General features: G+C 72.8%; 19 protein-coding genes. 12 read left to right on the top strand and 7 right to left on the bottom strand.

The genetic code is table 11. The features are described from left to right. Nucleotides 1-9: 9 nt before the first annotated feature. The 4 genes from ACIQCJ_RS06400 to ACIQCJ_RS06385 are packed head-to-tail and all read right to left on the bottom strand — an operon-like array spanning nucleotide 10 to nucleotide 4,398. Nucleotides 10-1,110 (bottom strand): MoxR family ATPase, encoded by a 1,101-nt coding sequence (locus ACIQCJ_RS06400; protein ID WP_355346571.1) that lies wholly within the window; start codon nucleotides 1,108-1,110, stop codon nucleotides 10-12. Nucleotides 1,111-1,164: 54 nt separating this feature from the next. Further along, nucleotides 1,165-2,892 carry a hypothetical protein gene (locus ACIQCJ_RS06395; RefSeq protein ID WP_402710880.1) on the bottom strand — a complete coding sequence of 576 codons (1,728 nt, stop codon included), beginning with the start codon at nucleotides 2,890-2,892 and terminating at the stop codon, nucleotides 1,165-1,167. Between the two features lie 4 nt (nucleotides 2,893-2,896). Further along, nucleotides 2,897-3,859: a trypsin-like peptidase domain-containing protein gene (locus ACIQCJ_RS06390; protein WP_355346577.1), complete on the bottom strand. Its 963-nt coding sequence runs from the start codon at nucleotides 3,857-3,859 to the stop codon at nucleotides 2,897-2,899. Further along, nucleotides 3,856-4,398 carry a CU044_2847 family protein gene (locus tag ACIQCJ_RS06385; RefSeq protein WP_402710879.1) on the bottom strand — a complete coding sequence of 181 codons (543 nt, stop codon included), beginning with the start codon at nucleotides 4,396-4,398 and terminating at the stop codon, nucleotides 3,856-3,858. The genes ACIQCJ_RS06390 and ACIQCJ_RS06385 overlap by 4 nt, the downstream gene beginning before the upstream one ends. 591 nt (nucleotides 4,399-4,989) lie before the next feature. On the opposite strand from ACIQCJ_RS06385, the gene ACIQCJ_RS06380 reads away from it, so the two are divergent. The 8 genes from ACIQCJ_RS06380 to ACIQCJ_RS06345 all read left to right on the top strand — a co-directional run bounded on the left by ACIQCJ_RS06380 (nucleotide 4,990) and on the right by ACIQCJ_RS06345 (nucleotide 15,861). Further along, nucleotides 4,990-6,450: an aldehyde dehydrogenase family protein gene (locus ACIQCJ_RS06380; protein ID WP_391050319.1), complete on the top strand. Its 1,461-nt coding sequence runs from the start codon at nucleotides 4,990-4,992 to the stop codon at nucleotides 6,448-6,450. Nucleotides 6,451-6,620: 170 nt separating this feature from the next. After that, nucleotides 6,621-8,561: an acyl-CoA dehydrogenase family protein gene (locus ACIQCJ_RS06375; protein ID WP_391050318.1), complete on the top strand. Its 1,941-nt coding sequence runs from the start codon at nucleotides 6,621-6,623 to the stop codon at nucleotides 8,559-8,561. A gap of 29 nt (nucleotides 8,562-8,590) precedes the next feature. Further along, on the top strand, nucleotides 8,591-9,901 hold the full coding sequence (gene dxr / locus ACIQCJ_RS06370) for a 1-deoxy-D-xylulose-5-phosphate reductoisomerase (protein ID WP_355346589.1): 1,311 nt from the start codon (nucleotides 8,591-8,593) through the stop codon (nucleotides 9,899-9,901). Beyond that, a complete protein-coding gene (locus ACIQCJ_RS06365; protein ID WP_391050317.1) occupies nucleotides 9,898-11,214 on the top strand; it encodes a site-2 protease family protein in 1,317 nt (438 codons plus the stop codon). Before dxr ends, ACIQCJ_RS06365 begins: the two co-directional genes overlap by 4 nt. 100 nt (nucleotides 11,215-11,314) lie before the next feature. Then, entirely contained in the window at nucleotides 11,315-12,469 is a 1,155-nt protein-coding gene (gene ispG / locus ACIQCJ_RS06360) for a flavodoxin-dependent (E)-4-hydroxy-3-methylbut-2-enyl-diphosphate synthase (RefSeq protein WP_402710878.1), read from the top strand. Between the two features lie 172 nt (nucleotides 12,470-12,641). After that, a complete protein-coding gene (locus ACIQCJ_RS06355) occupies nucleotides 12,642-13,487 on the top strand; it encodes a GNAT family N-acetyltransferase (RefSeq protein WP_401306076.1) in 846 nt (281 codons plus the stop codon). Nucleotides 13,488-13,530: 43 nt separating this feature from the next. Beyond that, on the top strand, nucleotides 13,531-14,064 hold the full coding sequence (locus tag ACIQCJ_RS06350; RefSeq protein WP_355350329.1) for a GNAT family N-acetyltransferase: 534 nt from the start codon (nucleotides 13,531-13,533) through the stop codon (nucleotides 14,062-14,064). 99 nt (nucleotides 14,065-14,163) lie between these two features. Continuing rightward, nucleotides 14,164-15,861, top strand: coding sequence for a proline--tRNA ligase (locus tag ACIQCJ_RS06345; RefSeq protein ID WP_402710877.1), 1,698 nt, complete (start codon nucleotides 14,164-14,166; stop codon nucleotides 15,859-15,861). A 234-nt stretch (nucleotides 15,862-16,095) separates the two neighbouring features. On the opposite strand, the gene ACIQCJ_RS06340 is transcribed toward ACIQCJ_RS06345, so the two are convergent. From ACIQCJ_RS06340 to ACIQCJ_RS06330, 3 genes are read right to left on the bottom strand one after another with little or no spacing between them, the layout of a single operon-like run. Beyond that, complete coding sequence (locus tag ACIQCJ_RS06340; protein ID WP_355350323.1) at nucleotides 16,096-17,040, bottom strand: aminoglycoside phosphotransferase family protein; 945 nt, start codon at nucleotides 17,038-17,040, stop codon at nucleotides 16,096-16,098. A gap of 43 nt (nucleotides 17,041-17,083) precedes the next feature. Continuing rightward, entirely contained in the window at nucleotides 17,084-17,503 is a 420-nt protein-coding gene (locus ACIQCJ_RS06335) for a ferritin-like domain-containing protein (RefSeq protein WP_355350320.1), read from the bottom strand. Continuing rightward, nucleotides 17,500-18,045 (bottom strand): hypothetical protein, encoded by a 546-nt coding sequence (locus ACIQCJ_RS06330; protein ID WP_402710876.1) that lies wholly within the window; start codon nucleotides 18,043-18,045, stop codon nucleotides 17,500-17,502. The genes ACIQCJ_RS06335 and ACIQCJ_RS06330 overlap by 4 nt, the downstream gene beginning before the upstream one ends. Nucleotides 18,046-18,192: 147 nt before the next feature. Between ACIQCJ_RS06330 and rimP the strand changes: the two genes are divergently transcribed. From rimP to infB, 4 genes are all read left to right on the top strand, one after another. Next, the gene (gene rimP / locus ACIQCJ_RS06325) at nucleotides 18,193-18,780 is read left to right on the top strand and encodes a ribosome maturation factor RimP (protein ID WP_402710875.1); all 588 of its coding nucleotides are present in this window, start codon (nucleotides 18,193-18,195) and stop codon (nucleotides 18,778-18,780) included. Between the two features lie 2 nt (nucleotides 18,781-18,782). After that, a complete protein-coding gene (gene nusA / locus ACIQCJ_RS06320; protein WP_188279440.1) occupies nucleotides 18,783-19,769 on the top strand; it encodes a transcription termination factor NusA in 987 nt (328 codons plus the stop codon). Nucleotides 19,770-19,907: 138 nt separating this feature from the next. After that, nucleotides 19,908-20,186, top strand: coding sequence for a YlxR family protein (locus ACIQCJ_RS06315; protein WP_402710874.1), 279 nt, complete (start codon nucleotides 19,908-19,910; stop codon nucleotides 20,184-20,186). 157 nt (nucleotides 20,187-20,343) lie between these two features. Continuing rightward, complete coding sequence (infB, locus tag ACIQCJ_RS06310; protein ID WP_366823806.1) at nucleotides 20,344-23,490, top strand: translation initiation factor IF-2; 3,147 nt, start codon at nucleotides 20,344-20,346, stop codon at nucleotides 23,488-23,490. The last annotated feature ends 13 nt before the right edge of the window (nucleotides 23,491-23,503 follow it).

The raw sequence follows: 23,503 nt of genomic DNA, 5'->3' as shown, positions 1-23,503 counted from the left end.
GGGCGCGGGTCAGGACTCGTTGAGGGGGCGGAGGAGGACGCTCTCGATGAACTCGCGGTCCTGCCGGCCCGACCACAGGCCGCGGTCGGCCATCAACAGGGCGTTCAGGAGCTGGTCGTTGGCGAGCTCCGCGCCCTCCTCGCGCTGGCGGCGCAGGAACTCCGCGATGACCGCGGCGCGTTCGGCCGCCGCGCCGGGGGCGCCGGGTCCCAGGTGCGCGGTGACCATCGCGGCGAGCCGGTCCGCGTCCGGCGGCTGGATCTCCAGCCGGACGCAGCGACGCAGGAACGCGGCCGGGAACTCCCGCTCGGCGTTGCTCGTCAAGACGGTGAAGGGGAACTGAGCACAGCGCACCGTCCCGCCAGTGACGGTGGCCGTCCGCGCACCGTCCGCGGTCATGACTTCCTGATCACCCGGCCCCAGCCGGGCGAGTTCCGGAATCCCGAATTCGCCTTCCTCGAAGACGTTCAGCAGGTCATTGGGCAGATCGAGATCACTCTTGTCGATCTCGTCGATGAGCAGCACCCGCGGGTGCCGCCAGGGCAGCAGCGCCGTGCCGAGGGGACCGAGCCGCAGATAGCGGCCGACGGGCGGCGGCTCCTCCCTGCCGGTGCCGCCCCCGGTGCCGTCTCTCCCCGCGCCGCCCGTGCTCCCCGCCGGACCGCGTCCCAAGCCCGCGTCGTGCAGACGGCCGATCGCGTCGTACGCGTACAGGCCGTCGCGCAAGGTGGCGCGGCTGGTGATCGGCCAGCGCAGCACGGGACCGAGGCGCAGTTCGTGGGCGACCGCGTAGGCGAGTGTCGACTTGCCGACTCCCGGCTTGCCCGTGATGAGCAGGGGGCGGCGCAGGTGCAGGGCCAGGTTGACGAGCTGCACCTCGCGCCGGTCGGCCTGATAGGCGACGGCCTGGCGGTCGCGGCCGAGCCGCCGGGCGGTCGCGCCGTCCGCGCCCGGTCCCGTGCCGTCGGCGGGCGGCGGGGGCAGTTCGCCGGGGTCGCCGTACTCGGTGCCGAAGGCCCGCCAGGCGGGGGCCTCCGGCAGGCCGTCGATGCCGTCGTGCGGGGTGCCGGTACCCCGGTACACCCACCAGTCGTCGCCGTTCGCCGTCACCGCACCGCTCCTTGTCCTCTGCGTCCTGTGCGTCCTGTGCGCGTCGTCCGCATGTCAGGCCATCCCCGCGTACGGCGTGTCCTGGTCGGCGTCCACGCTGTCCGGGTCGTCCCAGAGCAGCGTGATGTTGTTCCGCACGTCGTCGGCGCCCGCCGTCCTGCCGTACTTGCGGCAGCGGTGCACGGTCTCCGGCAGGTCGAGCAGCCGGGCCGGGGGGTGGGCGCGCAGCGCCGTCACCAGCTCGCGCGGGTCGCCGGGGTCGCGCCGCCACAGCATGACGGGCACGCCCTCGGTGTACAGCGCGTCCTTCACGGCCGCGAGCAGGTGCGCCGAGAGCCGGTCGTACGGCACGGTCAGGCCGAGGCAGGCCAACTCGGGCTGCCGTACGAGGGATTCGGTCAGCTCAGTCGCGGCGGACCGCCCGTGCAGCCGGGGCCAGGAGATCCTGCCGAGCGCGTCGTCCGCCGGGTCCGCCTCCCGAGCCCCGGTTCCGGCCGTGTCGCCGTTCCCGCCGCCGAGCGGGCTCGCCGCCGCTCGCTGTGGGTCCCGGCGCAGATGCTGCCAGCGCTGCCGCCACGCGCCGATGACCCAGGAGTCGGTGTACCGCTCCAGGGACCGTACGACGACGGGGTGGTGCTGGCCGAGCGGGGTACGGGTCGGCCCGGCCGACCACAGCTCGGCGCTGTACCCCAACAGGGCCTCGGGCAGCAGGAATTCGACCCGGACACCGCCGCCCGCGCCGCGGACCTCGCGGGCCAGTTCCGTCCACGCCGACATCCGCGCGCTGCCCGCGCCGGTCAGCTCGCTGCGGCGGAAGGGCTCGCTGGGCGGCAGCGCCGCCACCCGGCGCAGCGGGCCGCCGTGCACGGCCTGCCGGTAGTAGGCGCCGCGCAGTTCGTAGCTGCCGTCCTCGACATGCTCGGGGCCCGCGGCCTCGACGCGGATCTGCACGATCAGCCGGTCGGCGGCCTCCGGGCTCTCCGCTCCGCCGCCGGCCGTCCCGGTGTCCCCGGCCCGGCCGCCGCCCAGCGCGCCGAGCAGGTCGCGCAGCGCCGCCCAACGGGCGTACGCGGCAAGGTCGGTGTCGGCCGTGACGGAGCCGAGGAAGCGCAGCAGCGGTACCGCCCGGCCCGCGTCGCCGCCGGGGCCCCCGCCCCGCAGATCGGACAGGCGCACCAGGATCTCCGGCAGGGTCTCGCGGCCGGTGAGCAGCGCGGTGCCGGGCGCGCCGTGCGGGACATGGCGCGCGAGCTGGGCGGGGGAGGGGAGATGCGGGAGGTCCGCGCGCAGCGCGGTGAGGACGGTGAGCGAGGCGTCGGGCGGCAGGGGCGCCGCACCGGTCAGGCCCAGGACGGCCAACTCCAGCCACGGCAGGGCCTTGTCGTACGGCGCCTGACCGCGCAGCGCCGCCCGCAGCGCGTCCAGTGCCGCGTCGGGGTCGGGGCGGGTCTCGATCGCGCCGACGAGATTGCGCAGGTGGGCGCGGGCGACGAACTCCTCGCGGACGTCGAGCCGGAAGCGGGCCCGGCGCGCGCCCCGCACGCCGCCCGGACCGTACGGTCGCGGCTCGTGGCGCTCCGCCGCCTCGTCCATCCGCTGGAGCAGGTCGAGCCGGTCGCCGTGCCGGGACAACTGCGGGAAGTCCTCCAGCAGTTCACCCAGCAGCTCGGCCGCGCCGACCGGCCACGGACCCCCGTCGGCCGCCGGACCGGGACCGTCCCCGGCCCTGCCCACCTTGCCCAGCAGGCGCTTCGCCGTCCACTTCCCCTCCACGGAACCCATCGCGCTACGCGTCCCCCCAGCCGCCGATCGCCCGCCCGACCAGGTCGCGCAGCCGCTCCAGGGCCCGGTCGTCCGGCACGATCTCCTCCATCGCCGTGAACAGGGCGCGCCACGCGGCCCCCTCGTCCCGGAACCGGCGGCAGCTCAGCACCAGCCGGAAGAGGTGGTCCCGGCGGCCCGGCCGCTCCTCCACCTCGAAGGAGTACGGCAGGCCGAGGTGGTCGCCCATCCGGTCGAGCAGGTCGTAGCGGTTGTCCGCGCGTCCCAGAGAGGGGAACGCCAGCAGGGCGTCGACCAGTTCCATGTCGGTGGGCGGCGGGCCGGGCGCGGCGGCCGTCGCGGCGGAGCCGGCCGGGGCGTCGGCGATACCGAGGAGGCCGCGCAGGGCTGAGACCGGGGTGCACCAGCCGCCCCGGTCGTCCCGGTACGAGCGGCTGCCCTTCACCACACCGACCACGAGACCGGCCCGGTCGAGCAGCATGCTGCCGCTGAAGCCCTCGCGGACGCCGTCGCCCAGCACCCGGAAGAAGTCGCCTGACCTGGCTCCTGTGCGCAGCGCGAGCGAGTCCGGCTGGACACCGGGGGAGGGGGTGAACTCCGAGTAGCCGAGCGCCGTCACCTCGGTGCCCGGCTCGGGGTCGCTGGCCGCGAGCGACGCGACGGGGTGCCCGGACCACCCGGCCACGGTCAGCAGCGCCAGGTCCGGATACGGGTGGAAGCGCCCGCCGTCGCTGTGCGGAGGCACCGCCCGTACGCCGTCCGCCGCCACGGGACCACCGCCGGACGGGTGACGTACGACGATTCCGGCCGCTCCGGCCACCACGTGCGCGGCCGTGACGACGAGCCCGTCCCGTACGAGGAAGCCGCTGCCCCGGAAGGTCCCGCCGATCTCCAGCCACACCGCGCGTAAGTGCGCCTCGCCGCCCAGCGGCCCGGCGCCCCACCAGGCGACGGCCCCAGCGCTCACGGCTGTCCGCCGGACCCGGAGCCCGTGTCCCCGGCCGGGGAGGTCCCGTCCGCGGCGGCTCCGACCATCGCCGTGACGGCCGCCCCAGCCGCTTCAGCCGCCCCAGCCGCCACGGCCGCCTCGGCCGCTTCCGCGCGGGCTCTGCGCGCCGCCAGGTCCCAGGAGAGCCGTACGGTCAGGCTGGCCTCGCTGCCCGCCTCCGCGATGATCCCGAAGAGCTGGCCGGACTTCACGGCCAGATTGAGGCCGAATTCGACCTCGAAGGCGTCGGGGGAACCGGCGGCGCCGCCCTCCGTCACCGTTTCGGCCGCCCAGCGGCCGACACTGCGGACGGTGTCGCGCACCTGGCCGAGGCTCAGGGCGACGGCCGAGCCCAGCGCGGCGGCGCGGCGGCCGACGTCGACACCGACGTCGCCGTACGCGTCGGCGCCGCCCGCGCCGGAGGCGGCCTCACCGGGCTGCCGGAAGGTGAGGTCGCCGATGACCTCGGCCTCCACCGTCGAGCCGTCGCCCAGGTCGATCGTCACGGTCTCCGTCATGGCGTTCCCTCCCCGTCCCGCCAGCAGGATAGAGGCGCCCGAGGGCACGCCGTGCGGCTTTCCCCACCTGCCCCCCCGACCGAAGCCGCTGCCGCCGACCGGCCGTACCCCGGCCGTACCCCGGCCGTACCCCGGCCCTCCTGGGGCCGTACCCGACGCCGTCCGGCCGCGCGGCCCCGGGCCGGAGGCTCGCCAGCCGCCGCCGGAAGGCTTCCGGTCGCCCCGCCGGGCCGCTGACGAACGCGGCCGGTCCCCGTAAGCCCGGCCCCTGCCGTCCCCGGCACCGGCGGTCCACCGACCGCCGCCGGGCCCCAGGCGGTCCACGTAAGTCCGGCCCCGCCTTCCCCCGGCACCGACGCCCCACCGGACGCCGTCCGGTACACCCCGTCCGGTACGCCCCGACCGGCCGCCGGCGGGGCCCCGGCGGTCCCCGGAAGAAGGGCCCCCTCGCAGCGCCGGGCCATTCCGGCCATTACGGCGCGCGTCAGTGGGCACGTACTACGTCGTGGACAACGTGCGGTGTCCGCGGGCGCGCCTACCGTGAGAGACGGGACGGCAGCACAATCGAACTTCTGAAGGGCGGGACCCACCGTGACAACGACAGGCGCAGCCGCGTACGCGTTCTGGCTGGCGGGCCGTGAGGCCACCGGTACGGACACCTTCGATGTGACCAGCCCGTGGGACGGCGCGGCGGTCGGCCGGGTGAGCGTGCCGACGGACGCGCAGGTCGAGGAGGCGGTGGCGGCGGCAGCGGCGGCGCAGGACGCGTTCTCGGCGACGCCCGCCCATGTGCGCGCGGCGGCGCTCGACCACGTGTCGAAGCGGCTCGCGGAGCGGTCGGAGGAGGTCGCCCGGCTGATCACGGCGGAGAACGGCAAGCCGATGAAGTGGTCGCGCGGCGAGGTCGGCCGCGCCGTGTCCGTCTTCCGCTGGGCCGCGGAGGAGGCCCGCCGCTTCAACAGCGGCGAGGCGCAGCGGCTGGACACCGACGCCGGCGGCGTCGGGCGGCTCGCGCTGACCCGCCGCTTCAGCCGCGGCCCGGTGCTGGGCATCGCGCCGTTCAACTTCCCGCTCAACCTGGTGGCCCACAAGATCGCACCGGCCATCGCGGTCGGCACGCCGATCATCCTCAAGCCCGCCCCCGCGACCCCGCTGTCCGCGCTGCTGCTCGGCGAACTCCTCGCCGAGACCACCGGCCTGCCCGAGGGCGCCTGGAGCGTGCTGCCGGTGGCGAACGACCGGATGTCCTCGCTGGTCCAGGACCCGCGGCTGCCGGTGATCTCCTTCACCGGCTCCGACACCGTCGGCTACCAGATCATGGACTCCGTGCCGCGCAAGCACGTCACCCTCGAACTCGGTGGCAACGCCGCCGCCGTCGTCCTCGCCGACTGGTCGTCCGAGGCCGACCTGGACTGGGCGGCGAGCCGGATCGCCACCTTCGCCAACTACCAGGCGGGCCAGTCCTGCATCTCGGTGCAGCGCGTCATCGCCGACACCGCCGTCTACGACGCGCTCGCCGAGAAGATCGTCGCCAAGGTGCGCGCGCAGGCGGTCGGCGACCCCGGCGACGACGCGACCGACGTCGGTCCGCTGGTCAGCGAGGCCGCCGCCGAGCGCGTCGCCTCCTGGGTCGACGACGCCGTCGGCAAGGGCGCCAAGCTGTTGACCGGCGGGGTGCGGGACGGCGCGAGCTACGCCCCGACCGTCCTGGCCGACCTGCCCGCCGACGCCGTCCTCGCCTCGGCCGAGGCATTCGGCCCCGTCCTGTCGCTGCACCGGGTGAACGGCACCGACGAGGCTTTCGCCGCCGTCAACGACTCCCGCTTCGGCCTCCAGAGCGGCGTGTTCACCCACGACCTCCAGGCCGCCTTCCGCGCCCACCGCGAGCTGGAGGTCGGCGGCGTCATCATCGGCGACGCGCCCTCCTACCGCGCCGACCAGATGCCGTACGGCGGTGTGAAGGACTCCGGCACCGGGCGCGAAGGCGTCAAGTACGCGATGGACGACTACACGTACGAGCGCGTGCTGGTCCTCACCGGCCTGGACCTTTAAACACAGGACCTCCAGACACGGGACCTCCAGACACGGGACCTCCAGGCACCGGCCTCCGGGGCCCGAGGGATTCGGCCGACCTCGCGCCGCGGATGGTCGGGTCGGCCGGATTCGGGTAGTACGGACAAGTAGCACCGGTTGGTAACCGGCTACCCGGAGGTGACGCAACCGTGTCCGCACCCACCGCACGCAAGGTCTCGGAGCGCGAAGCACGTCAGGTGGCGGAGGCCGCCAGAGAACAGGACTGGCGCAAGCCCAGCTTCGCCAAGGAACTGTTCCTCGGCCGCTTCCGCCTCGACCTGATCCACCCCCACCCGCTGCCCGCGGCCGAGGCGGTGGAGAAGGGCGAGGCGTTCCTCGACCTGCTCAAGGGCTTCTGCGAGACGAAGGTCGACGGCGCCAGGATCGAGCGCGAGGCGCGGATTCCCGACGAGACGATCGCGGGCCTGAAGGAAATCGGCGCCTTCGGGATGAAGATCGACACCGCGTACGGCGGCCTCGGCCTCACCCAGGTGTACTACAACAAGGCGCTGGCCCTCGCCGGTTCCGCGAGCCCCGCGATCGGTGCGCTGCTGTCGGCCCATCAGTCGATCGGCGTACCGCAGCCGCTGAAGATGTTCGGCACGCGGGAGCAGAAGGAGAAGTTCCTGCCGCGCTGCGCCCGTACCGACATCAGCGCCTTCCTGCTCACCGAGCCCGATGTCGGCTCCGACCCGGCGCGGCTGGCCACCAGCGCGGTCCGCGACGGCGACGACTACGTACTCGACGGCGTGAAGCTGTGGACCACCAACGGCGTCATCGCGGACCTGCTCGTCGTCATGGCCCGGGTGCCGAAGCCGGACGGCGGCGCCGACACCTACGAGGACCACAGGGGCGGCATCACCGCCTTCGTCGTGGAGGCCGACTCCGCGGGCATCACTGTGGAGAACCGCAACGCCTTCATGGGCCTGCGCGGTCTGGAGAACGGCGTCACCCGCTTCCACCAGGTCCGGGTCCCGGCAGCGAACCGGATCGGCGCCGAGGGCGCGGGCCTGAAGATCGCGCTGACCACCCTGAACACCGGCCGCCTGTCGCTGCCCGCCATGTGCGCGGGCGCGGGCAAGTGGTGCCTGAAGATCGCCCGCGAGTGGTCGGCCGCCCGTGAGCAGTGGGGCAAGCCGATCGCCGAGCACGAGGCCGTCGGCGCGAAGATCGCGTACATCGCCGCCACCACGTTCGCGCTCGAAGCCGTACTGGACCTGTCGTCCCAGATGGCGGACGAGGACCGCAACGACATCCGGATCGAGGCCGCGCTGGCCAAGCTCTTCGGCTCGGAGGCCGCCTGGCTGATGGCCGACGAACTGGTGCAGATCCGCGGCGGGCGCGGCTTCGAGACCGCCGACTCGCTGGCCGCCCGCGGCGAGCGCGCCGTCCCGGCCGAGCAGATGCTCCGTGACCTGCGGATCAACCGGATCTTCGAGGGCTCCACCGAGATCATGCACCTGCTGATCGCCCGCGAGGCCGTCGACGCCCACCTGTCCGTGGCGGGCGACCTCATCGACCCCGACACCACCCTGGGCGACAAGGCCAAGGCGGGCGCCAAGGCCGGCGGCTTCTACGCCCGCTGGCTGCCCAAACTCGTCGCGGGCCCGGGCCAGCTCCCGCACGCGTACGCCGAATTCGGGCCGCTCGCCGGACACCTGCGGTACGTGGAGCGCAGCGCGCGCAAGCTGGCCCGCTGCACCTTCTACGCGATGTCGCGCTGGCAGGGCCGGATGGAGACCAAGCAGAACTTCCTCGCCCGGATCGTCGACATCGGCGCGGAACTCTTCGCGATGAGCGCCGCCTGCGTCCGCGCCCAGCACCTGGCCGCGACCGGCGACCACGGCCGGGAGGCCCGCCGTCTGGCCGACGCCTTCTGCCACCAGTCGCGCATCCGCACCGAGGAGCTGTTCGCCCGGCTGTGGACCAACACCGACAGCACCGACCGCCGCCTCACCCGCTCCGTGCTCAACGGCGACCTCACCTGGCTGGAAGCCGGAATCGTCGACGCCAGCCGCGAGGGCCCGTGGATCGCGGAGGCCGAGCCCGGCCCGTCGCGGGCGGACAACGTCCGCCGACCGGTGCACTGACAGCCGCCACGGCAGGACAGAATGGCCCCATGACGGACGCTCTCGCAGACCCGCACTACCGCCCGTACACGACCGGAGAGGCGGCGGCCGGCGGCCGACGGGACATCGTGATCCTCGGCTCGACCGGCTCTGTCGGCACCCAGGCCATCGACGTGGTGCTCCGCAACCCGGACCGCTTCCGCGTCGTGGCCATCTCCGCCGCGGGCAGCCGCGCGGAACTGCTCGCCGAACAGGCGCACCAGCTTCAGGTGCATACGGTCGCGGTCGCGGACGAGGCCGCCGTGGAGCCGCTGCGACAGGCCCTGACCAGGCACTTCGGCCCCGGCAACGGGCCGGAGCTGCTGGTCGGCCCGGAAGCCGCCACCCAGGCCGCGACCCTGGAGTGCCACGCCGTGCTCAACGGCATCACCGGCTCGATCGGCCTGCGGCCCACGCTGGCGGCGCTGGAGGCCGACCGCGTGCTGATCCTCGCCAACAAGGAGTCGCTGATCGTCGGCGGCCCCCTGGTGAAGGCCGTCGCGAAGCCCGGCCAGATCGTGCCCGTCGACTCCGAGCACTCCGCGCTCTTCCAGGCGATGCTCGGCGGCAGCCGCGCCGAGGTCCGCAAGCTCGTCGTCACCGCCTCCGGCGGCCCCTTCCGCGGCCGTACCCGCGAGGAGCTGGCCGACGTCAAGCCCGCCGACGCCCTCGCGCACCCCACCTGGGACATGGGCCCGGTGATCACCATCAACTCCGCGACCCTGGTCAACAAGGGCCTTGAGGTCATCGAGGCGCACCTGCTCTACGACATCCCGTTCGAGCGGATCGAGGTCGTCGTCCACCCCCAGTCCTACATTCACTCGATGGTGGAATTCGTGGACGGATCGACGCTCGCCCAGGCCAGCCCGCCCGACATGCGGATGCCGATCGCGCTGGGTCTCGGCTGGCCGGACCGGGTCCCGGACGCCGCGCCCGCCTTCGACTGGTCGAAAGCCTCGACATGGGAATTCTTCCCGCTCGACGACGACGCGTTCCCGTCCGTCGCATTGGCGCGACATGTGGGTAGCCTCGGAGGCACCGCACCCGCGGTGTTCAACGCGGCCAACGAGGAGTGCGTCGACGCCTTCCTCGCCGGCCGGCTGCCGTTCACCGGGATCGTGGACACCGTCGCGAAGGTCGTCGAGGAACACGGCGTGCCCGGGACGGGAACTCGACTGACCGTCGAGGACGTCCTCGAAGCGGAGGCGTGGGCCCGTGCCCGTGCCAGGGAACTCGCGAACGTGAACGGGAACAACGGGAGTGCGGACGTGAACGGGAACGTGAACACGAGCGCGTCGACATCGGAGGCAGCAGGCGTATGACCGCTCTCATGACGGTCCTCGGCATAGTGGTCTTCGCCGTGGGCCTGATGGTCTCCATCGCCTGGCACGAGCTGGGCCACCTCTCCACGGCCAAGCTCTTCAAGATCCGCGTGCCGCAGTACATGGTCGGCTTCGGCCCGACGATCTGGTCCCGGCACAAGGGCGAGACCGAGTACGGCTTCAAGGCCGTGCCGCTCGGCGGCTACATCCGCATGATCGGGATGTTCCCGCCGGGGGCGGACGGCAAGGTCTCCGCCCGGTCGACCTCGCCGTGGCGCAGCATGATCGAGGACGCCCGCTCGGCGGCGTACGAGGAGCTCCAGCCCGGCGACGAGACGCGGATGTTCTACACGCGCAAGCCGTGGAAGCGCGTCATCGTGATGTTCGCCGGACCGTTCATGAACCTGATCCTGGCCGTCGCGCTGTTCCTCGGCGTGTTCATGGGCTTCGGCATCAGCATGCGCACCACCGTGGTCAGCCAGGTCAGCGACTGTGTGATCTCGCAGGCGGACACCGCCAAGCGCGACGTGAACAACCCGTGCCTGCCCTCCGACCCGGTCGCGCCCGCCAAGACCGCGGGCTTCAAGGCCGGCGACAAGATCGTGGAGTTCAACGGCCACCCGGTCGGCGACTGGAACGCCCTGTCCAAGGACATCCGCGACGGTATCGGCCCGGCCAGCGTCGTCGTGGTCCGCGACGGACAGCGGCTCACCCTGCACCCCACGATCACCACCAACACCGTCGCCAAGACCGACAGCGACGGCAACTACGTGGACGGCACGGTCAAAGCGGGCTTCCTCGGCTTCAGCCCGGCCAGCCACATCCAGCCGCTGGGCTTCACCGATTCCGTGAACCACATGGGCGACATGGCCAAACAGGGCGTGAATTCTCTGATCAGCCTGCCCAAGCGGATTCCCGACCTGTGGAACGCGGCCTTCAACGGCGCGCAGCGCAAGCCGGACTCCCCGATGGGCGTCGTCGGCGCCGCCCGCGTCGGCGGCGAGGTCTTCGCGCTCCAGGAGCCCGCCATCAACCGCGTCATGACCATGGTCATGCTCGTCGGCGGCTTCAACCTCTCGCTGTTCCTGTTCAACATGCTCCCGCTGCTGCCGCTGGACGGCGGCCACATCGCGGGCGCGCTGTGGGAGTCCGTCCGGCGCAAGGCCGCCAAGGTCTTCCGCAAGCCGGACCCCGGCCCCTTCGACGTCGCCAAGCTCATGCCGATCGCCTATGTCGTGGCCGGAATCTTTGTGTCCTTCACCTTGCTTGTCCTGATCGCCGACGTGGTCAACCCCGTCAAACTGAGTTCGTAATGGGATGAGGGGCGTGTGGGTCGTGGGCGGGGTGCCGTAACCTCGGTTATCGGAGCCCGCCCACGCGGGACCTCGATCCACACCTTGGGGATGCCACGCAATGACCGCGATTTCGCTCGGGATGCCAGATGTTCCGATCAAGCTCGCCGAACGCCGCAAGAGCCGTCAGATCCAGGTCGGGTCGGTCCCGGTGGGCGGGGACGCGCCTGTTTCCGTCCAGTCGATGACGACGACCCGTACCTCTGACATCGGTGCCACTCTTCAGCAGATCGCGGAGCTGACGGCTTCGGGCTGTCAGATCGTGCGGGTGGCGTGTCCGACGCAGGATGACGCCGACGCGTTGGCGACGATCGCGAAGAAGTCGCAGATTCCGGTGATCGCGGACATTCATTTTCAGCCGAAGTACGTGTTCGCGGCGATCGATGCCGGGTGTGCGGCGGTTCGGGTGAATCCGGGGAACATCAAGCAGTTCGACGACAAGGTCAAGGAGATCGCGCGGGCGGCTTCGGACGCGGGGACGCCGATCCGGATCGGTGTGAACGCGGGGTCGCTGGACGCGCGGCTGCTGAAGAAGTACGGGAAGGCGACGCCTGAGGCGCTGGTGGAGTCCGCGCTGTGGGAGGCGTCGCTGTTCGAGGAGCACGGCTTCCGGGACATCAAGATCTCGGTGAAGCACAACGACCCGGTGGTGATGGTCAACGCCTACCGGCTGCTGGCCGCGCAGTCGGACTACCCCCTCCACCTGGGTGTGACGGAGGCGGGTCCGGCGTTCCAGGGGACGATCAAGTCCGCTGTGGCGTTCGGCGCTCTGCTGTCGGAGGGTATCGGGGACACGATCCGGGTGTCGTTGTCGGCTCCTCCGGCGGAGGAGGTCAAGGTCGGTATCCAGATTCTGGAGTCGTTGAATCTGCGGCAGCGGCGGCTGGAGATCGTGTCGTGTCCGTCGTGCGGGCGTGCGCAGGTGGATGTGTACAAGCTGGCGGATCAGGTGTCGGCGGGTCTTGACGGTATGGAGGTCCCGCTGCGGGTCGCGGTGATGGGCTGTGTCGTCAACGGTCCGGGTGAGGCCCGTGAGGCCGACCTCGGTGTGGCGTCGGGCAATGGCAAGGGTCAGATCTTCGTCAAGGGTGAGGTCATCAAGACCGTGCCGGAGTCGAAGATCGTCGAGACGCTGATCGAAGAGGCGATGAAACTCGCCGAGCAGATGGAGGCCGACGGCACCACGTCAGGCGAACCGCAGGTGAGCGTCTCCTGACTGCCGAGCAGCCCGCGCGACCGGCCGCCGGGCCACGCCCGAGCCCCGCGCCCGCCGCCCACCGGTGGCCGGACGCGGGGCGCGGCACGGCCCCGCGCGGTAAAGTGCGCAGATCATCCCAAGCCTGCTGCTCAAGCCAAGCCTGCTGCGGCCCGTACGGTGAGGCACCCACGTGTTGACCACATCGACTGCCAAGGTCCTCGAACCGGGCGATCTCGACGCCGCCCTCGCCGTACTCAACCGCGACCCGGTGGCCAACGCCTTCGTCACCTCCCGGGTCAATGTCGCCGGGCTCGACCCCTGGCGGCTCGGCGGCGAGATGTGGGGCTGGTACAGCGGCGGCAGACTCACCTCGCTCTGTTACGCGGGCGCCAACCTCGTACCGCTGTGCGCCACCCCCGAGGCCATCCGCGCCTTCGCCGAGCGCGCCCGCCGGGCCGGCCGCCGCTGCTCCTCGATCGTCGGCCCCGCGGAACCCACCGCCGACCTGTGGGCGCTCCTCGAACCCCACTGGGGCCCGGCCCGCGAGGTCCGCTCCCACCAGCCGCTGATGACCACCCGCGCGCTGCCCGCCGACATCACGCCCGACCCGCTGGTCCGCCGCGTCCGGCGTGACGAGATGGACGTGATCATGCCCGCGTGCGTGGCCATGTTCACCGAGGAGGTCGGCGTCTCCCCGCTCGCGGGCGACGGCGGCCTGCTCTACCAGGCCCGCGTCGCCGAACTGGTCTCCACCGGACGGGCCTTCGCCCGCATCGAGGACGGCCGGGTCGTCTTCAAGGCCGAGATCGGCGCCGTCACCCGGCACACCTGCCAGATCCAGGGCGTCTGGGTCGCCCCCGAACACCGCGGCAAGGGCCTGTCGGAGACCGGCATGGCCGCCGTCCTGCACTACGCCCTGCGCGATGTCGCCCCGGTCGCCAGCCTCTACGTCAACGACTTCAACGCCCCCGCGCGGGCCGCCTACCAGCGGGTCGGATTCTCCGAAGTCGGCGCGTTCATGAGTGTGTTGTTCTGACCGCGCTCGAAGGCCGCGGGCGCTGGGGGTAGTGTCCCGGCCCATGGAGAACGTGGTGGTCGGACCTGTCGACCTCGGCGCGCGGGTCGACGAAGCCCTCGCCGTACAGGCGCTCGCCTTCGGGCTCGGCCCCGGCGAGGTCGCCATCCGGCGGCAGATCGTGCTCCGGCACCTCAACTACCCCGGTGCGCGGGCCCTCGGCGCGCAGACCGACGACGGACGGCTGGTCGGCTTCGTCTACGGGCTGCCCAACGACCGCGGCCACTGGTGGTCGAGCGTCGTCCAGCCGTACCTGCGGCAGCGCGGCACCGACGGCTGGCTCGACGACTCCTTCGTCATCACCGAACTGCACGTGCTGCCCGACTTCCAGGGCCACCGGGTCGGCCGCCGCCTGATCACCGAGATCACCGACACCGCCACCGAGCCGCGCAGCATCCTCTCCGCGATCGACGGCGACAGCCCCGCCCGCCGCCTCTACCACGCCCTCGGGTACCAGGACCTGGCCCGCCCGGTGCACTTCCCGAGCGCCGCCCGCCCCTACGCCGTGATGGGCGCGCCGCTGCCGCTGCTGCGGTAGAGCGCGGCGCGGGGCGGGCGCGTGTGGGGGAAAAGGGTTGTGCGGGCGCCCGGCGGCCCGGTTACCCTCGCCGCACCCCCGACCTTCACGGAGAACGCCATGGTCCTGCGCATGTCCCGGCTGATGCTCAAGACGCTGCGCGACGCCCCGGCCGACGCGGAGACCGCCAGCCACAAGCTGCTGGTCCGCGCCGGATACGTGCGCCGCTCGTCCGCCGGGATGTGGACCTGGCTGCCGCTCGGCAAACGCGTCCTGGACAACGTCGCCCGCGTCGTACGCGAGGAGATGGAGGCGATCGGCGGCCAGGAGGTGCTGCTGCCCGCGCTCCTGCCCCGCGAGCAGTACGCGGCCACCGGACGCGCCGACGAGTACGGCGACCTGCTCTTCCGGCTCACCGACCGCAAGGGCGCCGACTATGTGCTCGGCCCCACCCACGAGGAGGTCTTCACGCAGATCGTGAAGGACCAGTGCACGTCCTACAAGGACCTGCCCCTGACCCTCTTCCAGATCCAGACCAAGTACCGCGACGAGGCCAGGCCCCGCTCGGGCGTGCTGCGGGGCCGCGAGTTCCAGATGAAGGACGCGTACTCCTTCGACACCGACGACGAAGGGCTCGCGGCGTCGTACCGGCTGCACCGGCAGGCGTACATCCGGATCTTCGAACGCCTCGGCTTCGACTTCCGCGTCGTCTCCGCCGTCTCCGGCGCCATGGGCGGCTCCGCCTCCGAGGAGTTCCTGGCGCCCGCCGCCGCGGGCGAGGACACCTTCGCGGACTGCCCCGCCTGCGACTACGCCGCCAATACGGAGGCGGTCACCTTCACGGCCGCGCCCGGTGACGCGGCTGCCGCTGAGCACGGCCCCGTCGAGGAGCTGGACACCCCCGACACCCCCACCATCGAATCGCTCGCCGCCCGCCTCGGCGTGCCCGCCTCCGCCACACTCAAGAACCTGCTGGTCACGGTGGACGGCGAGATCACCGCGGTCGGCGTCCCCGGCGACCGCGAGGTGGACCTCGGCAAGCTCGCGGAACACCTCGCGCCCGCAGCCGTCGCACTCGTCACCGCCGAGGACTTCGCCGACCGGCCCGATCTCGTACGCGGCTACGTCGGCCCCCAGGGCCTGGGCGTCCGCTACCTCGCCGATCCCCGGATCGCCCCCGGCACCGCGTGGGTCACCGGCGCCAACAAGCCCGGCAGGCACGCCGCCAACGTCGTCTGCGGCCGGGACTTCACCGTCGACCGCTACCTCGACGTGGTCACCGTCCGCGCCGGTGACCCCTGCCCCCGGTGCGGCACCGGGCTCCGCCTCGACCGGGCCATCGAGATCGGCCACATCTTCCAGCTCGGCCGCAAATACTCCGACATCTTCCAGCTCGACGTCCTCGGGCGCGACGGCAAGCCCGTGCGCGTCACCATGGGCTGCTACGGCATCGGCGTCTCGCGCGCCGTCGCCGCCCTCGCCGAACAGACCGCCGACGACGCGGGGCTGTGCTGGCCCGCCGAGGTCGCCCCCGCCGACGTCCACGTCATCGCCGCGGGCAAGGCCGAACAGACCGCTCTCGCGGAGGAGGCCGCCGCCGCGCTGCACGCCGCGGGACTGCGGGTCCTCCTCGACGACCGGCCCTCCCTCTCGCCCGGCGTCAAATTCACCGACGCCGAGCTCATCGGCGTCCCCACCCTCCTCATCGCCGGCCGCCGCGCCCGCGACGCCGTCGTCGAGCTCAAGGACCGCCGCACCGGCACCCGCCGAGAGCTCCCCCTCCCCGAAGCCCTCGCCCTCCTCACCACCCCCCACTGACGGCTCGCCGCCGTGGCTGATCGCCCAGTTAGGGCTCGACCCCGCCGTGCGGTCGGCGCGCCATCGCCGTGGCTGGTCGCGCAGTTCCCCGCGCCCCTTCGGGGCACGAGCCGTGCGGTCGGCGGTCGCGCCGGTCCCCGCACCCCTGGAAAGGCGGCTCCTTGCGCGATCAGCCCCACCCCCCCCCGACTCAGCCCGTCCGGCGATTGAGGACTTGCGGGGAGGGGCGGGGGGCTAGAGCCAGGAGGCGAATTCGAGGAGGAGCTCGGCGGCTTCGCGGTCGCCGACGGAGAGGTACCAGACGCCGGCCTCGACGGCACGGAAGAGGGCCCAGCCGCGAAGGCGCTCGGGCTCGACCTCAAGAGAGGCGGCGAGCTTGGCGAGCCGCCGCCGGGCCGCGGCCCGGGAACCGGGCTGGGCGGCCAGGGTCGGTAGCCGGTCACGGACCAGCCAGGCGAGATCGTAGGCCCGCTCACCGACCAGCGGCTTCGGGTCGATGGCCAGCCACGCCATCCGCTCCCCGGCCAGCACATTGCCGTGGTGATAATCCCCGTGCAGCAGCACCTCCTCGGCGCCCGAGGCGACCAGCTCCGCGTGCACCGACAGCGCCTCGTCGACGAGCCCGACCGCCTCGGCCGCCCAAGGCCGCTCCCGCCGCTCGCGCAGCAGCGCCACCAACGCACCGGTGTAGTCGGCGACCGACGTGAAGGGATGCCCCTCGGCCGGCGGCACCCAGAGCCGCTGAAGAACCCCGGCGGCCTCCAGCATCGCCTTGGGCTCGGCGAGCGACCGCAGCGACACATCCGCCTGAAGCCGCTCCAGCAGCATCGCCCCCTCGCCGGGATCGGCGTCGAGGAGGCGTACGGCGCCCCGCCCGTCCCAGTGCGCGAGCGCCGCGTGCTCGTGCTCGGTCTCCCGCGTGACCATGCCGACCTTCAGCACCGCCGGCACCCCGTCCGCGGTGCGGACCAGCACGATCATGCTGATCTGGCCCCCGGCCGCGAAGACCCGCTCGACGGTCAGCCCCCACCGCTCCAGGAACCGCGCCACCCGGTCGGGGAGTTCGGCCAGCCACACCCGGCCCGCCTCGCCCTCCCAGGCCCCGACGGTGCGGACCAGCCGCTCCGGCGGCTCCAGCCGTACGCCTTCCGGCCCCCCGTGGTGCGCTGCTGAAGCCATCCCTGTGCGTTCCCTCCGTGTCGTGTGCGGCGGGGAACGGTGATCAGCTCCGTTCCGCCAACCCCGGGAAGGCTACGCTGCCGCCGCGCCACCGCACGGCACGCACCGCCGCCTCGCGCATCGCGCCCGCCGCGTCCCGCCTGATGTCCCCGATCGCGGACCGCACCACGTCGCCGTAGGCGCCCGCCACCCGCTCCTCCAGATACGCCGCCAGCCGCAGCGCCGCCGCCGCGTCCGCCACCGGGAACGGCAGCTGGTAACCCGCCGCCGCCGTCACCGGCACTCCGCCCAGATCGCGGACGGTACGGCCCAGCACGTCCCGCCGCGCGCGGTGCGCGTCGTACGCCTGCCGCGCCTCGGGCCGGCGGCTCCCGCCGACCAGGCCGCCCACGACCCCGTAGCCGTACACCGCCGCGTGCTCGGCGGCCAGCGCCGCCTGCGCCGCGTCCAGCACCGCGCTCATCGCACCGCCCCCTTCGTCCCGAGCAGCGCCACGTGCCCGGCGCCCGCCGCCGCCACCGACGCGAACAGCCGGGCCGTCTCGCCCGGCACATTGAGCAGCGCCGTCGCCCGGCTGTCGGCGAGCCGCCGCTCCTCGTCCGCCAGGGACTTCAGGGCCGCGGACGGCGAGGAGGCCGGGGGAGCGGACGGCGAGGAGGCGGGGGTCGCGGCGGACGTCGCGCCGGGGGACGGCGAGCCGGTCGGTACGGGCGCCGCCCGGCCGCCGAACGCGCCCACGTGCAGGGCCACTTCGGCCCGCAGCGGCGCCAGCCGACCGGCGAGCGCCGGATACGCGGCGGCCACCGCGTCGTACCGCGCCAGCAACGCCGCGCTGTCGCGGACCGCCTGGCGCAGCGCCAGTTCGCCCGGTTCGGGCAGCGTGGCCTTGTGTCCGGCCCCGTCCGCGCCCGCTGTTCCACCACCTCCGGAACACCCGGCACTGACGACAACGGCCGCCACCGCCACCACACTCCGCCTGCTGAGCCGAGGCACGTCCGGGATCATTGGGCGAGTGTAAGGGTGCGCGGGAGGGCGCTCGGCGCCGCCTCCCGGCGGCCCGCGATGGCGCGGCGACGTGTGGAAACTCGGGTAATCTCTCCTTTACACGCGACCTTCCACCACAACAGCACACGCGGCCGAGGAGTCACCCGGATGAGCACCACCCAGAGCGAGAGGCTGCGCGGGCTGCTTGAGCCGCTCGTCGTGAGGACGGGACTGGATCTGGAAGAGGTCACGGTGACGGCCGCGGGCAAGCGGCGGCAGTTGCTGGTCGTCGTGGACTCGGACGAGGGCGTGCAGCTCGACGCGGTCGCGGCGCTGAGCCGGGAGATCTCGCAGGCGCTGGACGCCTCGGACGCGATGGGCGACGCGGAGTACGTCCTGGAGGTCACCTCGCCGGGCACCGACCGGCCGCTGACCGAGCCCCGGCACTTCCGGCGCAACAGCGGCCGGCTGGTGAAGCTCCAGCTCAAGGAGCGCGGCGAGCTGATCGCGCGGATCATGACGGTGGACGACGCGGGTCTCGACCTGGAGGTCCCCGGCGTCAAGGGCCGCAAGCCCAAGCCCGCCCGCGCGGACTTCGCCGAGATCGAGAAGGCCCGCGTGGAGGTCGAGTTCAACCGCAAGAACGCGGCCGGTGACGACGTACACGAAGACGACGGCGTACAGGACGACGTGCACGACGAAGACGAAGACGTACACGAAGACGACGAGAACGACGAGAACGACGAGGAGGCGTAGCCGTGGACATCGACATGAAGGCCCTGCGGGGTCTGGTGCAGGAGAGGCAGATCTCGTTCGACCTGCTGGTCGAGGCGATCGAGTCGGCGCTCCTCATCGCGTACCACCGCGAGCCCGGCAGCCACCGCAAGGCCCGCGTGGAGCTGGACCGCACCAGCGGACACGTGACCGTATGGGCGAAGGAGGACCCGGAGGAGGTCGCCGAGGACGCCGAGCCGCGCGAGTTCGACGACACCCCGACCGGCTTCGGCCGGATCGCCGCGTCGACCGCCAAACAGGTGATCCTCCAGCGGCTGCGCGACGCCGAGGACGACATCACCTTCGGGGAGTACGCGGGCCGCGAGGGCGACATCGTCTCCGGCCTGGTCCAGCAGGGCAAGGACCCGAAGAACGTGCTGGTCGACATCGGCAAGCTGGAGGCGATCCTGCCGGTCCAGGAGCAGGTGCCCGGCGAGGACTACCGGCACGGCACCCGGCTGCGGGCGTACGTGGTCCGGGTCGCCAAGGGCGTACGCGGCCCGTCGGTGACCCTGTCGCGGACCCACCCCAACCTGGTGAAGAAGCTCTTCGCGATGGAGGTCCCGGAGATCGCGGACGGCTCGGTGCTGATCGAGGCCATCGCCCGCGAGGCCGGACACCGTACGAAGATCGCGGTCCGCTCGACCCGCTCGGGGCTGAACGCCAAGGGCGCCTGCATCGGCCCGATGGGCGCGCGGGTACGGGCCGTGATGGCCGAGCTGAACAGCGAGAAGATCGACATCGTCGACTGGTCGGACGACCCGGCCGAGATGGTGGCGAACGCGCTGTCCCCGGCCCGCGTCTCCAAGGTCGAGGTGGTCGACGCCGGTGCCAGGTCGGCGCGGGTGACCGTGCCCGACTACCAGCTCTCGCTCGCCATCGGCAAGGAGGGGCAGAACGCCCGCCTGGCCGCCCGGCTGACCGGCTGGCGGATCGACATCCGCCCGGACACCGAGCAGCCGCAGAGCTGAGGGCCGGGCCCGGAACACGGACCGAAAGCGGTCGGCGGCGGGCGATGCATGCCCTCCGCCGACGGCGGGCAGGAAACGAACAACCGTGCGTCGGCACACTCGAAGGAGTGAGGTCGGTGCGGGGAGGTAGACTAAAGAGTGTCTGGTCGGACGCGAACCCCAGCATGCCCGGAGCGAAGTTGCATCGGCTGCCGGGAGCGTGCGGCCAAGAGCGAGCTGCTGCGTATGGCGGTGGACGGTGACACCTGTGTTCCCGATCATCGCGGTACGCTGCCCGGTCGGGGTGCGTATCTGCACCCCGCCCTTGCCTGTCTGGACCTGGCGGTCCGCCGCCGGGCGTTCAACCGGGCCTTCAAAGGCCCGGTGACGCCCGACACCGCGGAGTTGCGCCGGTTCGTCGAGCAGGCAGCCCCGTAAGAAGTAGGAAGAACGGCACGGGTCACCGTGCGGTCAGGTACCTCGCGAGATGGAAGTAGGTCGAGATTGCGATGAGCACTCGATGAGTACGCGATGAGTACGCCCATGAAGTAGCGACGGTCCGGCGGACGATCACCCCGGACCTAAAAGGAGCGAAGTGGCTAAGGTCCGGGTATACGAACTCGCCAAGGAGATGGGAGTCGAGAGCAAGGTCGTCATGGCCAAGCTCCAAGAACTCGGCGAATTCGTCCGTTCGGCGTCCTCGACGATCGAGGCGCCGGTAGTCCGCAAGTTGACTGACGCTTTCCAGGGGCCCGGTGGCAACACCAAGTCCGCTGCGAAGCCCGCGGCGCCGCGCAAGAGCGCGCCCGCCGCCAAGCCGGCCGCGCCCACCCCGGGTGCGCCGGCCCGTCCCGCTGCCCCGGCGCCGAAGCCGGCCGCCGGCGGCCCCGTGACCCCGGCCGCGCCCGCGGCCCCGGTCGCCCCGAGCGCCGGCCCGGCCGCCGGTGCCGGCACCGCACCGACCCCCGCGGGCTCCGGCCCGCGCCCGGGTCCGAAGCCGGCCCCCGCCGCGCCCGCCCCGAAGCCCGCTCCGGCGGCTCCGGTGCCCGCGGCGGAGTTCCAGGCACCCCCGTCGGCGCCCGCGGCCCCGGCCGCGCCGCGCAGCGGTGGCGCCACCCCCGGCCCGCGCCCGGCGCGCCCGGCCCCCGCCCAGAGCGGCGGCACCGGCCAGCGCGACACCCGTGACGGCGGGGCCCGCCCCGCGCGTCCCGCCGGTCCCGGCCAGGGCGGTGCCCGCCCCGGCGGCGCCCGTCCCGCGGGCCCGCGTCCCGGCAACAACCCCTTCACGTCCGGCGGCTCCACCGGAATGCAGCGCCCCGGCGGCGCCCCGCGTCCCGGCGGCGACCGGCGTGACGACCGTCCCGCCCGCCCCGGCGGCCAGGGAGCCCCGGGCGGCATGCCGCGTCCCGGCGGCGCCCCGCGCCCCGGTGGTCAGGCCGGCGGTCCCGGCGGACAGCGTCCGTCCCCCGGCGGCATGCCCCGCCCGCAGTCCTCGGGCCCCCGCCCGAACCCCGGCATGATGCCGCAGCGGCCCGCGCCCTCCCCGGGCGGGCGTCCCGGCGGTGGCCCCGGCGGCCGTAGCGGTGGTCCCGGCGGCCGTCCCGGTGGCGGCGGTCCCGGCGCGCGTCCCGGTGGCGGCGGCGGTTTCGCCGGCCGTCCGGCGGGTCCCGGCGGCGGCGGTCGTCCCGGTGGCGGCGGTGGCGGCTTCGGCGGTCCGCGCCCCGGTGGCGGTGCTCCCGGCGGTGGCGGCGGCTTCGGTCCCCGTCCCGGCGGCTTCGGCGGGCGTCCCGGCGGTCCGGGCGGCCGTGGCGGCACGCAGGGCGCGTTCGGTCGCGGCCCCGGTGGCCGTCCGGCGCGCGGCCGTAAGAGCAAGCGTCAGCGGCGCCAGGAGTACGAGGCCATGCAGGCCCCGTCCGTGGGCGGCGTGCTGCTGCCCCGCGGCAACGGCCAGACCGTGCGCCTGTCGCGCGGTGCCTCGCTCACCGACTTCGCCGAGAAGATCAACGCCAACCCGGCGTCGCTCGTTCAGGTGATGCTCAACCTCGGTGAGATGGTCACGGCGACCCAGTCGGTCTCCGACTCCACGCTGGAGCTGCTCGCCGGCGAGATGAACTACGTGCTGGAGATCGTCAGCCCGGAGGAGGAGGACCGCGAGCTGCTCGAGTCGTTCTCCATCGAGTTCGGTGAGGACGAGGGCGGCGAGGAGATGCTCGTCTCCCGCCCGCCGGTCGTGACCGTCATGGGTCACGTCGACCACGGTAAGACCAGGCTTCTCGACGCGATCCGCAAGACCAACGTGGTCGCGGGCGAGGCCGGTGGCATCACCCAGCACATCGGTGCCTACCAGGTCGCCACCGAGGTCAACGGCGAAGAGCGCGCCATCACCTTCATCGACACCCCGGGCCACGAGGCGTTCACCGCCATGCGTGCCCGCGGCGCCAAGTCCACCGACATCGCGATCCTGGTGGTCGCGGCCAACGACGGTGTGATGCCGCAGACGATCGAGGCGCTGAACCACGCCAAGGCGGCCGACGTGCCGATCGTGGTCGCGGTCAACAAGATCGACGTCGAGGGTGCCGACCCGACCAAGGTGCGCGGACAGCTCACCGAGTTCGGTCTGGTGGCCGAGGAGTACGGCGGCGACACGATGTTCGTCGACATCTCCGCGAAGCAGGGTCTCAACATCGACTCCCTGCTGGAGGCCGTGGTCCTGACCGCGGACGCCTCGCTCGACCTGCGGGCCAACCCGGAGCAGGACGCGCAGGGCATCGCGATCGAGGCGCACCTCGACCGCGGCCGCGGCGCCGTGGCGACCGTCCTGGTCCAGCGCGGCACGCTGCGGGTCGGCGACACCATGGTGGTCGGCGACGCGTACGGCCGAGTCCGCGCGATGCTCGACGACAAGGGCGAGAACGTGGAGGAGGCGACCCCGTCGACCCCCGTCCTCGTGCTCGGTCTCACCAACGTGCCCGGCGCGGGCGACAACTTCCTCGTCGTGGACGAGGACCGCACCGCCCGCCAGATCGCCGAGAAGCGGGCCGCGCGCGAGCGCAACGTCCGCTTCGCCCGCAAGGGTGTCCGGTTCTCCCTGGAGAACCTGGACGAGGCGCTCAAGGCCGGTCTGGTCCAGGAGCTCAACCTCATCATCAAGGGCGACGCGTCCGGTTCGGTGGAGGCTCTCGAGTCCTCGCTGCTCCAGCTCGACGTCGGCGACGAGGTCGACATCCGGGTCCTGCACCGCGGTGTGGGTGCGGTCACCGAGTCGGACATCGACCTGGCGACCGGCTCCGACGCCATCGTCATCGGCTTCAACGTCCGTGCGGCCGGCCGTGCCGCGCAGATGGCGGAGCGCGAGGGTGTCGACGTCCGCTACTACTCGGTGATCTACCAGGCCATCGAGGAGATCGAGGCGGCCCTCAAGGGCATGCTCAAGCCGGAGTACGAGGAGGTCGAGCTGGGCACCGCGGAGATCCGCGAGGTCTTCCGCTCCTCCAAGCTCGGCAACATCGCCGGTGTGCTGGTCCGCTCCGGCGAGGTCAAGCGCAACACCAAGGCCCGTCTGCTCCGCGACGGCAAGGTCATCGCGGAGAACCTCAACATCGACGGCCTGCGCCGCTTCAAGGACGACGTCACCGAGATTCGTGAGGGTTACGAGGGCGGTATCAACCTCGGCAACTACAACGACATCAAGATCGACGACGTCATCGCGACGTACGAGATGCGCGAGAAGCCGCGCGGCTGACGCGGCTGCCCGG

Origin of the sequence: Streptomyces sp. NPDC093221, from assembly GCF_044753885.1 — a bacterium.
In the GTDB taxonomy this organism is placed as follows: domain Bacteria; phylum Actinomycetota; class Actinomycetes; order Streptomycetales; family Streptomycetaceae; genus Actinacidiphila.
This window is presented reverse-complemented; position numbering and strand designations above follow the sequence as displayed.